Raw genomic sequence first — 10,653 nt, 5'->3', positions numbered from 1 at the left:
CCGGGGGCGCCCCGGCAGGTCCGCGCGCCGCGCCCCGGCGCCGCCCGCCGCCGGCAGCAGGCACGCCGGCGCGGCGGCATCGCGGCCGCGCTCTCGGCGGTCGGGCTGCCGCTGCTCGGAGCGGTCGCGGACGAACTCGACGGGCCGGGCGTCGGCCTCCTGTTCACGGTGGGCTCGGTGCTCGGGACGGCCGCCGCCGCGCTGCTCTGCAGCCGGACCGGCCGGTGGTGGGTGGTGACGGCCGCCCCGGTCGTGGTGCTGCTCACCGCCTCGGGCGTGGAGTACCTGGCGCACCCCGGGAGCTACCGGGGGAAGAACCTCGGCACCGGCGCGCTGCGCTGGGTCGTCGGGGCGTTCCCGGTGATGGCCGCGGCCGTGGCGGTGGCGCTCGCCGTCATCGCGCTCCGCACCGCGGCGGGCCGCCGCACGCGGGCGGTACCGGTACGCCGCCGAACCGGCAGGACGGCGGCCCCGGCCGGAAGGGGCCGCCGTGGCTGAGCGCGGCAACGGCCGTACCGTCGGCCGCGGTCGGCGCGGCCACGACCCGATCCGCGCCGCCGCCCCGCTGACCGTCGCCGGGCGCACCCTGGCCTGCACCGTCTCGGCCGCCGTGCTCGGTGCCAGCGGCTTCACCTGGTACGAGTACCGCAGCCTGGACGACGGCATGATCAAGTCCACCGCGCTGAGCGAGGCCAAGAGGAACGCCCCGCCGCACCTCGACAAGTCCGTCAACCTGCTGCTGATCGGCCTGGACAGCCGCAAGGACATGGACGGCAACGACCTGCCCAGGCAGTTCGTGGAGGACGAACTCCACGCCGGCTCCAGCGAGATCGGCGGCTACAACACCAACGCCCTGATCGTGCTGCACATCCCGGCCAACGGCGGCAGGGTCACCGCGCTCTCCGTCCCGCGCGACGACTACGTGCAGACAGTCGGCGCCGACGGCCGGATGCACAAGATCAAGGAGGCGTACGGCATCGCCAAGGAGGCCGCCGAACAGAAGCTCGCGGGCAAGGGGCTCTCCAAGGCGGCCCTGGAACGGCAGAGCCGGGAGGCCGGCCGCTCGGCCACCATCCAGACCGTGCAGAGCTTCCTGGACGTCCCCATCGACCACTTCGCGGAGGTGAACCTGATCGGCTTCTACGACATCGCCAAGGCGGTCGAGCCGGTCCAGGTCTGCCTCAACCACCCGGTGGACGACCCGATCATCGCCCGCACCGCCACCCACGAGGGCGGCGGCACCGGCCTCAGGCTCCCGGCCGGGATCAGCTCCCTCAACGCCGCGCAGGCGCTCTCCTTCGTCCGCCAGCGCCACCACCTCACCAACGGCGACCTCGACCGCACCCACCGGCAACAGGCGTTCCTGTCCTCCGTGGAGTACAAGCTCAAGCAGCAGGGCATCCTGAACGACTTCGGGCAGATGCAGAAGCTGTTCGCGGTGGTGAAGAAGGACGTGGTCATCGACGACGAGTGGAACATCCTCGACTTCGCCCAGCAGGCGCCCAACCTGACGGGCGGCAACGTGGAGTTCAACACCCTGCCGATCAGCGGCTTCAAGACGGTCGGCGGACAGGAGGTCAACACCGTCAACCCGCAGCTGATCAGGCGGATCGTCCGGCAGCTGTTCAACCACGAGCCCGCCCCGGCCGCCCCGGCCGCCCCGGCCGCCACGCCCGGGGAAGCGTCGGGCGAACCGGCCCCCTCGCCCACCGCCACGCCGAGCGCGGCGCCCAAGTCGGTGGTCGACGTCAACGCGGCCGCGGGGGCGGGGGCGGCGGCCAACGAGTCCAGGGCGCTGGCCGAACTCGGCTACCAGGCGGGCCGGATCGGCGACGCCCCGGCCAGGACCCGGGCCACCTCGGTCGTGTACGGGCCCGGGGCCAGGGCCGACGCCCAGCGCCTCGCCGCCCGCTACGGGGTGACCGCCACCTACTCGACGGTGGTCCCGGCGGGCCGCGTCCTGGTCACCCTCGCCGTCATCCGCACCCCGAGCCCGTCGGCCGCTCCGTCCGCCGCCGCGGCCACCGGGCCCGCCGGGGACCCCTCCGCCGATCCCGCGGCGGGGCTGCCGATGCAGGGGCCGCCCGTGAAGGCGGGCGGGATCCCGTGCGTGGACTGATGCCCCGGCAGCGGCGGGTGCTCAGCCCCGGTCGGCTCCTCGGCCCGGGCTCGGTGCCCGGCCCGGGCGGGGAGCCGTCCGGGAGCTCCGGCGGAGGCCGTTGCCGCAACCGCGCTCCGCGACCGGCCGGAGGCTCGGGGCGTCGAGGGCCGGATCGGGCCCGCCGGCGCACCTCCAGCCGGAAGACCCCGGCCCGCTTCCTCCGTCGGCCGGCCGCGTTCCTCCGTCAGGCGATGACACCGCTGGCCGGTCAGTCCTCGCTCCTCGGCCTCATCCGCGGGATGAAGCCGGTTCGGCCTGCCGGGCTGTCCCCGATCGGCTCCGGACCCGGCGCGGAACGAGCGTCGTGCCGCAGCGACCGGCTGCCGGGAGCAGCCTTCGGGGGACGGCCCGGCCGGGGCCTCGCACCTGCCCTGGCCGCTGCCTTGACAGCGGCCAGAGCAGCCGCCAGGGCAGCCAAGGGAAACTGATCGTTACGCATGCGAGGTTGCTCCTCTGTTCTCGGAAACGGGTGTCCGTCCGGCGAATGACCGGCCGTGCCGTGCCGTGCCGAGTCGTTCGGTTCCGGAGATCCTGGGTGGTGGGGGGCGGAAAGCCGGAGCGGTCTTTCCGTCGTACCTGACGGGGCTGTCGTGATCCGCCGGCCCGGGGAGGAGTCCCCTCTCCCACGCGGCCGGGACCTTTCCGCGATTCGAGCGCAGCAGCCGGGTGTCAATCGAATGGAATGAAGCATAGCGACGAGCGATGCATCCGAGGTCTCCGCACGGGCGGTAGGTCTCATTCCCGTCCTGAATTGCGGGTTCCGACCTGTTGCTCCTGGGCCGCACGTCCCACTGCGGTGGGGCCTTGAGTCCTTTCTCCGGAATCTTTCGCGTCACTCCTTGCGAGCCGAGCCGTCGAATGGCAAGGGTTGCCCCAAGGGAATCGGCCCACAAGCCATTGCCCCAGCGCTCGGCCGGGCGACCGTCCTCCGGCGTGAAAGGCCTCTGTTCCAAGTCCGTTGCGCGGTGTCGAATCCCCACCCGGGGCTTCGGGCCGGACCTGGCAGGGGAGCAGTTGCATAACCCGTCGCAAAGTCCGTCGAAGACATGCCTGCCTGCCATCCGACCGAGCGTCGTCGGCACACGGGCTGAACGAGAGGTACTGACGCCATGCAGCACATGACAGTTCAGGGATGCCTGGTGATGAACCTCGCGCTTCCGGCCGGGGGTGCCCTCCGTGTTCCGGTGGGCCTGAAATACACCACCAGCGATCCGTACGCCGTCCGACTCGCCTTCCGCTTTCCCGACGAAGCGCCGGTCACCTGGTTCCTCGCGCGGGAACTGCTGGTCGACGGGATACGCGGACCGGTCGGTGAGGGGGACATCCGCGTCTGCCCCGTCGGCAAGGATCTCTCGAAGGTTCGCATCTCGCTTTTCTCCCCCGAGGGTTCCGCCCGGCTCTTCGCCTCGGTGGCGCCGCTGTCCGCCTTCCTCTCCCGGACCGAAGCGCTGATTCCGGTCGGAGAGGAGTCCACCGAAGAAAGCATCGAAGCCGAACTCGCCACCATCCTGTACGGATGGTGAGAGAACCCGGGATCCGCGGCGGCTGTCGCCGCCCGGAATGGCGGGGCGCGGCGGAGCGGGGGCGTCACCGGATGTGCGCCGACCGGCGGTGTTCCCCTGTCACGTGCGCGGTCTGAAAGGCGTTCGGCAGCCGTTCCACGCCCTCGACGGGGCGTGGAACGGCTGCTGATCGCGGACGGCCCGCGCTCTGCGGCAGGCTTCAGGACGGGGCCGGTGCGATCCTGGCCGCGATCCGCCGGGCGGTGATGACGCCCACTCCCGTGGCCTCCCGCAGGAGAAGCAGGGCCTCACGACGACGCCCTGCTCCCAGGAGGCCCCGAAGCGCGTCCCGCAGCGCGGGCTCGTGCTCCGCGAGCACCGCGGCCGCGTCCTCCGCGGTCACCGGAAGGTTGCGCTTCGCCAGTACTGCCAGCGCGGCGGGAGCGTGGACAGGCGGTAGATCGGACTCGTCCCGCAACGCCTTCAGCGCGTCCGCCGACCGGCCCTCGGACAGGTGCCGGAGTGCGGCCCGCTGCCGGTGCTCGGGCACCGGCGTGATGATCGCGGCGGTGATCACGAGCGGTTGTCCCGGGCGGAGTCGGTGCAGCCGTCGGCAGCCTGCGCGGCCGGAGTGGTTCCCGGGAGGAGGGGGGCCGTCAGGACGGCTGTCGTCGTGGGGAAGAGGCAGGGGCTTCGCATGGTCGATCTCTTTCCATTCGGCCCGATATCCGGGCGAAACATGACGAATCAGATCCTGCCTTCGCTGACGGCTGGTGCGGCAGGCTCTCGGGGCCTGATGTCCTTCACGGTGGGACATGTGTCCCGATGGATCCCGGCCGTTGTGAACCCCGTGTTACCCCGGGGCGCATCCGTGCATCGAGCTTGGCATTTGCCACTGTTTGCGGCTTTCATGACCTTCCATGACGAACCGGAACCTGCTCTTCGTCTTGTCGGATGACATGGAAACCCTCGACATCACCGGACCGATGACGGTCTTCGAATGGGCCAACCGCCTTTCGGAGTCGGGTCGTGCCCGACCTGCGTACAGGTTGCGCACGGCCAGCCCGGGCGGAAGGTCGGTGACCGCCAGCGGTGGACTCGTCGTGGTCGCGCAGGCGGCGCTGGCGGAGGAGCCCCCACCCGACACCGTGGTGATCCCCTGTGCCTCGATCGACCCGGACGTGGTCGACTGGCTCAAGGACCACGCCTCCGAGATCCGCAGGGTCGTCGCGGTGTACGGGGGCGTCTTCACGCTCGCCGCCGCCGGCCTGTTGGACGGGCGCCGCACCGTGACGCACTGGCGGCTCGCCCCGGCCATGACCACGTGCTTCCCGTCCGTGCGGGGCGACTCCGAGCCGGTCTACGCCGGTGACGGGCGGGTGTGGACATCGGCCGGCATGACGAGCGGCATCGACGTGGCCCTGGACCTCGTGGAGGCCGATCACGGTCCGGACCTTGCCCTGGAGGTCGCCCGACAGCTGGTGGTGTTCCTTCGCCGGACCCACAACCAAGGACAGATCAGCACCCAGCTACGGCTGGCAGCGGCCGGAAGGGGTGGACTCCGGCGGATACTGGAGTGGATCGTCGACCACCCCGGCGCAGAACTCACCGTCGAGACGCTTGCCTCCCGAGCAGCCCTGTCGCCCCGTCAGTTCACCCGTGCCTTCACCGCCGAGACCGGCCTGTCGCCGGGCCGGTACGTCGCCCAGGTGCGCCTGCAGGCGGCCTGCCGAAGGCTGGTGGAGTGCCCGCAGGACAGCCTGGAGACGGTGGCGAGGTCGACGGGCTTTTCCAGCGCCGAGGTGATGCGGCGCGCCTTCCGGAGAGCGCACGGCATCACCCCCTCCGCCTACCGAAAGAGCAACCGGCGGCCGGCGGGCTGACGTCCCGCTGTCGCCCGTCCGCCCGTCCGCCCGCTCTCTGGCCACCCGCTGTGGTGACCGGCACCCCGGGCGGCTGCGGCCCCGAGCCCCGAGCCCCGAGCCCCGAGCCCCGAGCCCCGGGTCACTGGTGCGCTGCGTCGGCGGCCGGCCGGCCGGTCACAGCGGGTGCCTGATCGAACCTGCCCGCTCAGCTGCCGCGCAGTATGCCCAGCGGGCGGTTCAACTCGATCTGGGCCGCCCGTCCGGTGGAGGCGATGGTGTCCACCATCTCCTTCGCCTGCTGCGGGGAACTGTCGAGCACACAGGCGGCGGCGTCGGCCTGAATGACCATCACCGAGATGTTGTGGGCGACCACATCGTGCAGCTCGTGGGCGATCCTGGCCTGCTCGGCGGCGACCACCACCTTCGACCGGATCTCCTCCCGTTCGCGCTCCAGCCGCGCCGCGCGGTCCTTCAACTCACTCAGCCGGGCACGGTGTTCTCTGCTCCTTCGGCCCCAGTTCCAGCAGAGGACGATCGGGACGAGGAAGACCGGGGCCTTCCAGGAGACCAGGAGGGCGCTGAGCGAAGCAGCGATCAGAGGGAGCCACGACTGCCTGCCCGTGGCGAGTTCTCCCGCGGCGTGGACCAGCAGGAGATAGCCGACGCCCCACACGGATGCGTGGACGCCGACCGCGGCCTGGATCACCCAGACCGCGGAACCGGTGGTGACCACGAGCGCGGGTGCTCGGTGGCGAAGGGCCACGAGTGTCGCGAGGGTCAGACAGAAGGCGCCTTCCCGAACAGAGGCTGATCGAGGTCCGAGGACGAAGGACAGCAGGATCGCCGACGCCCAGAGGAGGTCGGACAACAGGACCGGAGAAGCCGGGATCCGGGCGAGGCCCCGGCGGACCGTTCGGAGCATGGGCAAGATCTCCCGTTCGTGATGGCTCGCCGTGATGCGAGTCCGCTTCGACGTCGCGGGCGATGGGGTCGTGTGCCACGAGCCGGCCATCGATCAGGCCGGTGACCGCACTACCCGGGCCGTCGACGGAACCTCCGATGGCCGCGGCGGGAGCGCAGCCCGTTGCCGTTCCGGCAACGCGGCTGATGACGAGCCCGTCGGCCGGGCCGCCCTCGCCGGTGTCGGCTGCGCCGTCCCGAAAGGCCGTCACGCGCCTGGGCGCCGAGTGCCAGCCGCAGAGGCGAGGCCGAGGGCCGGCACGTCCTCGTCGCGCGATGCGGTGGCTGCTGCCCGGACCGTGTGGTGAAGGACCTTCACAAGGGCCCGGCGGGAGGCGTTCTCTCGGGGCCGCCGCGGTGGTGCGGTCGCGGGAATATCGTGACACATCACGAAAAGAAGGGGAGGCCGTGCCGTCCGATTCCCCTGAAGATGGTTCCTTGGTCCCGGTTTTCGGGACCAACGGCCCTCCGGCGGCCCGCACGCGAGAACCCCAGCACCGGTCCGCACGCGTCCCGAATCGGGGAAGGCCCCGCGCACAGGCGGGCGGCTCGCCGCCCGCCGGTTCCGTCACGGGCGGGGCGCCTTCACGCCGTGGACGGCGGCGTACTCGGTGGCGAGCCAGGAGCCCAGGCCGTCGACGAGCGCGGTCAGGGCGGACCGGTCGGCGGTGGGGGTGCGGGCGATCGCGGCGGCGAGGCGGGCGTGGGTGGCGTGCTCGGGGTAGTGGGCGGCGAAGGCCTCGGCGGAGGCGGCGAGGTCGCTCGTCCAGCCGCCCTGACGGGGCATCACCAGGGTGAAGCAGGTGCGGACGAGCCGGCGGGAGATGCCACGGGAGAGGCCGCGCAGCTCGGTGTCCGTGGTGGCGGCGGCCAGGCCCTCGCGCCAGCGCGGGAGAACCAGGGCGAGGTCGCCGTTGGTCTCCCTGGCGAGCAGCGAGGTGGGGCGGTAGCGGGGGAGCCGGGTGGCGAGATCCTCGCCGAGCAGCGGGGTGCAGAGGCAGGCGACCATCCAGCCGAGGTCGTGCCGCTCCAGCTCGCTGAGCAGCGTGCCGACGCCGGCGAGCTCCACGCCGACGCCGTTGACCTGGGCGAACTCGGCGTCGAGCGCGGCTCCGAGGGCGTCGGCCGCCGCCCGGTCCGCGGGGGTGGGTTCGTGGTGCAGGGCGAGCAGGACGTCGAGGTCGGAGACGCCCGGGATCGCGGTGCCGCGCGGCACGCTGCCGTAGAGGTAGGCGCTGTGCAGCAGTTCGGGGGCGAAGGCCGCGGCGATCCGCTCGCGGGCGGCCGCGACCACCGGCGCGAACGCCGGGGGCACGCGGTCGAGCGAGCCCTCGCGGGCGATGAAGCCGTCCCGGTCCAGCCCCTGAGTGGTGGTCATGAGGGCACCCTGCCCCACCGCCGCCGCGTTGACCAGCGAATATCCGTCGGCCCGGCGGATTGTCAGTGGGGTGTGCAAGCATCCGTCGCACACGAACACGAACGGCGTGAGGGGATCGGCATGGGCACCTGGGACATCGGGCACTTCGACAACGACTCGGCGGCGGACTTCAGCGGCGGCCTGGACGACGCGGCGCCGGGCGAGCGCGAGGCGCTGCTGCGGTCGGCGCTGCTGAGCGCGGTCGGGGCGGAGGAGTTCCTGGACTCCGACGAGGCGGTGGAGGCGGTCGCCGCCGCCGCGCTGGTGGCGGCCCAGTGCCCGGGCGGGGCGGCGGTGACCACGGCCTATGGCCCCAAGGAGCCGGTGCCGCCGCTCTCCGCCGAGCTCCGGCCGCTCGCGGTGCGGGCGCTCGACCGGGTGGTGGCGGAGGAGTCGGAGCTCGCGGAGCTGTGGGACGAGACGGAGAGCGGTCCGGCCTGGCGCGAGGGCATACGGGCCCTGCGGGAGGTCCTGGCCGCGGCGTCGTCGGCGAACGGGTAGGCGGCCGGGGGCCGGGCGGCCGTCACCGGCGGGCCGCCGTCCACCAGTAGCCGAGCGCGAGGAGGCTGGTGGCGGCGCCGAGCAGGCAGACGGCCGTCCAGCCGCCGCGGTCGTGGACGACGGTGGACAGGATCGCGCCCGCGCCGCAGCCGGCGGAGTAGAGCAGCATGTAGCCGGCGGTCAGGCGGCTCTGCGCCTCGGGGCGGACTTGGTAGAGCAGGTGCTGGTTGGCGACGTGGACGGACTGCAGGCCGTAGTCGATCACCACCATGGCGAGCACCAGCCACCAGACCGAGTGCGGCAGCAGCACGGCCGGGATCCAGCCGACCAGCATGGCCGTCAGACCGATGCCGGTGGTGCGTTCGGCCCGGCCGCGGTCGGCCTGGCGGCCCGCGTACCCGGCGCCGAGCGCTCCGGCGGCGCCGGCGAGTCCGAAGAGCCCGATCTGGGTGTGGCTGAGTTCGAAGGGGGGTGCGGCGAGCGGGAGCACCATCGGAGTGAGCAGCACGGTCACGGAGGTGAAGCCGAGCAGCGCCAGGACGGCCCGGGTGCGGAGCACGCGCTCCTGGGCGAAGAGCGTGAACACCGAGCCGACCAGGCGCGGGTAGCTGATCCGTTCGGCCGTCCGGTGCCGCTCGGACGGGACGGCGGCCGCGACGGCGAGGGCCATGGCGGCGGTCGCGACGGCGGAGACAACGTAGACGGCTCGCCAGCCGGCCAGGTCGCCGATGGTCCCGGCGACGGTGCGGGCGAGCAGGATGCCGACGACGATGCCGCTGGTCACGGTGCCGACCACCCGGCCCTGGTCGCCCGGGGCGGCGAGTTGGGCGGAGTAGGCGACGACCACCTGGGCGACGACCGCGAGGGTGCCGACGGCGGCCATCGCGACGAGCAGCAGCGGGGCGGAGGGGGCGACTGCGACGGCGAGGAGGGCGAGGACGGACAGGCCGAGCTGGGAGGTGATCAGGGTGCGGCGGTTTACGTGGTCGCCGAGTGGCACGAGCAGCAGCAGCCCCAGGGCGTAGCCCGTCTGGGTGAGGGTGCCGACCAGGCCGATGGTCGCGGGGGCGATGCCGTAGTCCCGGGCGATCAGGTCGAGCAGCGGTTGCGAGTAGTACACGTTGGCCACGGCGAGGCCGCAGGCGACGGAGAGCAGCCAGGCGACGGCGGGTGACAGGCCGCGTGGTGGGGCACCGGTGCGGGCGTCGGCCGTGTCGTCGGCCAGGTCGCTGGGAGAGGTCATGGGCGGACTCCCTCGGAGGGCAAGGTGGTTTCAAAGTGATACCGCGACACCATGGCATATCGTGGTTTCGATAAGCAACCACAACGTGATCGGTAGGCTGGGCGCCGACCGCAGGGCGCTGAGAGGTGGGAGAAGTGCCGAAACGCACCACGCACGAGGAGTCGACCTGCCCGGTCGCCCGCCCGCTCGACGTCGTCGGCGACGGCTGGACGCTGCTGATCGTCCGGGACGCGTTCGACGGGCTGCGCCGCTTCGGGCAGTTCCAGAAGAACCTCGGCCTGGCCAAGAACATCCTGTCGGCCCGACTCGCCAACCTGGTCGCCAACGGGGTGTTCGAGCTCGCGCCGGCCGCCGACGGCAGCCCCTACCAGGAGTACCTGCTCACCGAGAAGGGCCGCGCGCTGTTCCCGGTGATCACGGCGCTGCGGCAGTGGGGCGACCAGTGGTTCTTCACGGAGGGTGAGCCCCGGGCGCGCCTGGTGGACAGCCGGTCCGGCGTGCCCGTCGCGCCGGTCGAGGTGCACTCGGCGGACGGCCGGGTGCTCGGCCCCGAGGACGCGCGGGTCCTGCTGCCCTGAGGGACGCGCGGGTGCCGTCGCCCCGCGGCGGCGTGCGCCACCCGGCTGCTGCGCCGACGGGGTGAACGGGGGCTGCCCGGGATCGGTCGGGGCCCGCATGGTGGCCTCCGGCGCGGGCGGAACGGCCGAGTCCCGGCGGCCCGGCGGGCGCGATCGGCACGGTGGCCGCCGCGGCCGGCGACTGCCGCCGGTCTCCGCTTCGGGTTCCGTCACCCCCGCTCGCCGCCGCAGCGGGTGCGCGGGGCGTCGCCGAGCGTGCCCGTCGGCCGTCCGCCACTCTGGAAACCCTGGCGGACACCGGCCGGGAGCCGACGGACACCGACCGGACCGTCGATCGGGCGCGGACCGCCCCCGCGCCCGGCCGGCCGCGGTGGACCCCGCGAGCGAGGAGGAGGCGGCATGCACCAGCCCACCACCCGGGCCGCG

10 protein-coding genes are annotated in these 10,653 nt (G+C 72.9%); 6 read left to right on the top strand and 4 right to left on the bottom strand.

Annotation, left to right across the window (positions count from 1 at the left end; genetic code table 11):
* From AB0E96_RS32180 to AB0E96_RS32170, 3 genes are all read left to right on the top strand, one after another.
* Nucleotides 1–498: DUF6542 domain-containing protein (locus tag AB0E96_RS32180; protein WP_359829317.1), on the top strand; the 498-nt coding region annotated here is incomplete at its 5' end.
* Nucleotides 491–2,119, top strand: coding sequence for an LCP family protein (locus tag AB0E96_RS32175; RefSeq protein WP_359829316.1), 1,629 nt, complete (start codon nt 491–493; stop codon nt 2,117–2,119). The genes AB0E96_RS32180 and AB0E96_RS32175, both read left to right, overlap by 8 nt.
* Nucleotides 2,120–3,270: 1,151 nt before the next feature.
* The gene (locus tag AB0E96_RS32170; RefSeq protein ID WP_359829315.1) at nt 3,271–3,684 is read left to right on the top strand and encodes an SsgA family sporulation/cell division regulator; all 414 of its coding nucleotides are present in this window, start codon (nt 3,271–3,273) and stop codon (nt 3,682–3,684) included.
* A gap of 199 nt (nt 3,685–3,883) precedes the next feature.
* Here the strand turns inward: AB0E96_RS32170 and AB0E96_RS32165 are convergent, their stop codons facing one another.
* Nucleotides 3,884–4,240: a hypothetical protein gene (locus tag AB0E96_RS32165; protein WP_359829314.1), complete on the bottom strand. Its 357-nt coding sequence runs from the start codon at nt 4,238–4,240 to the stop codon at nt 3,884–3,886.
* 343 nt (nt 4,241–4,583) lie between these two features.
* Here AB0E96_RS32165 and AB0E96_RS32160 point away from each other — a divergent pair, with 343 nt between their 5' ends.
* Nucleotides 4,584–5,546 carry a helix-turn-helix domain-containing protein gene (locus AB0E96_RS32160; protein WP_359829313.1) on the top strand — a complete coding sequence of 321 codons (963 nt, stop codon included), beginning with the start codon at nt 4,584–4,586 and terminating at the stop codon, nt 5,544–5,546.
* Nucleotides 5,547–5,733: 187 nt separating this feature from the next.
* On the opposite strand, the gene AB0E96_RS32155 is transcribed toward AB0E96_RS32160, so the two are convergent.
* Nucleotides 5,734–6,450, bottom strand: coding sequence for a histidine kinase dimerization/phosphoacceptor domain-containing protein (locus AB0E96_RS32155; RefSeq protein WP_359829312.1), 717 nt, complete (start codon nt 6,448–6,450; stop codon nt 5,734–5,736).
* A 606-nt stretch (nt 6,451–7,056) separates the two neighbouring features.
* Nucleotides 7,057–7,866 (bottom strand): nucleotidyltransferase domain-containing protein, encoded by an 810-nt coding sequence (locus tag AB0E96_RS32150; protein WP_359829311.1) that lies wholly within the window; start codon nt 7,864–7,866, stop codon nt 7,057–7,059.
* 120 nt (nt 7,867–7,986) lie between these two features.
* On the opposite strand from AB0E96_RS32150, the gene AB0E96_RS32145 reads away from it, so the two are divergent.
* Entirely contained in the window at nt 7,987–8,406 is a 420-nt protein-coding gene (locus AB0E96_RS32145) for a DUF4259 domain-containing protein (protein WP_359829310.1), read from the top strand.
* A 22-nt stretch (nt 8,407–8,428) separates the two neighbouring features.
* Here the strand turns inward: AB0E96_RS32145 and AB0E96_RS32140 are convergent, their stop codons facing one another.
* A complete protein-coding gene (locus AB0E96_RS32140) occupies nt 8,429–9,649 on the bottom strand; it encodes an MFS transporter (RefSeq protein WP_359829309.1) in 1,221 nt (406 codons plus the stop codon).
* 134 nt (nt 9,650–9,783) lie between these two features.
* Here AB0E96_RS32140 and AB0E96_RS32135 point away from each other — a divergent pair, with 134 nt between their 5' ends.
* Nucleotides 9,784–10,227 (top strand): helix-turn-helix domain-containing protein, encoded by a 444-nt coding sequence (locus AB0E96_RS32135; RefSeq protein ID WP_359829308.1) that lies wholly within the window; start codon nt 9,784–9,786, stop codon nt 10,225–10,227.
* Nucleotides 10,228–10,653: the final 426 nt, after the last annotated feature.

This window comes from Kitasatospora sp. NPDC036755, assembly GCF_040636595.1.
Classification (GTDB): Bacteria; Actinomycetota; Actinomycetes; order Streptomycetales; family Streptomycetaceae; genus Kitasatospora.
This window is presented reverse-complemented; position numbering and strand designations above follow the sequence as displayed.

What these genes read in the sequence shown, in the direction of transcription:
- AB0E96_RS32170 (WP_359829315.1), top strand. Translation starts at nt 3,271, where the DNA reads ATGCAGCACATGACAGTTCAGGGATGCCTGGTGATGAACCTCGCGCTT.
- AB0E96_RS32160 (WP_359829313.1), top strand. Translation starts at nt 4,584, where the DNA reads ATGACGAACCGGAACCTGCTCTTCGTCTTGTCGGATGACATGGAAACC.
- AB0E96_RS32155 (WP_359829312.1), bottom strand. Translation starts at nt 6,450, where the DNA reads ATGCTCCGAACGGTCCGCCGGGGCCTCGCCCGGATCCCGGCTTCTCCG.
- AB0E96_RS32150 (WP_359829311.1), bottom strand. Translation starts at nt 7,866, where the DNA reads ATGACCACCACTCAGGGGCTGGACCGGGACGGCTTCATCGCCCGCGAG.
- AB0E96_RS32145 (WP_359829310.1), top strand. Translation starts at nt 7,987, where the DNA reads ATGGGCACCTGGGACATCGGGCACTTCGACAACGACTCGGCGGCGGAC.
- AB0E96_RS32140 (WP_359829309.1), bottom strand. Translation starts at nt 9,649, where the DNA reads ATGACCTCTCCCAGCGACCTGGCCGACGACACGGCCGACGCCCGCACC.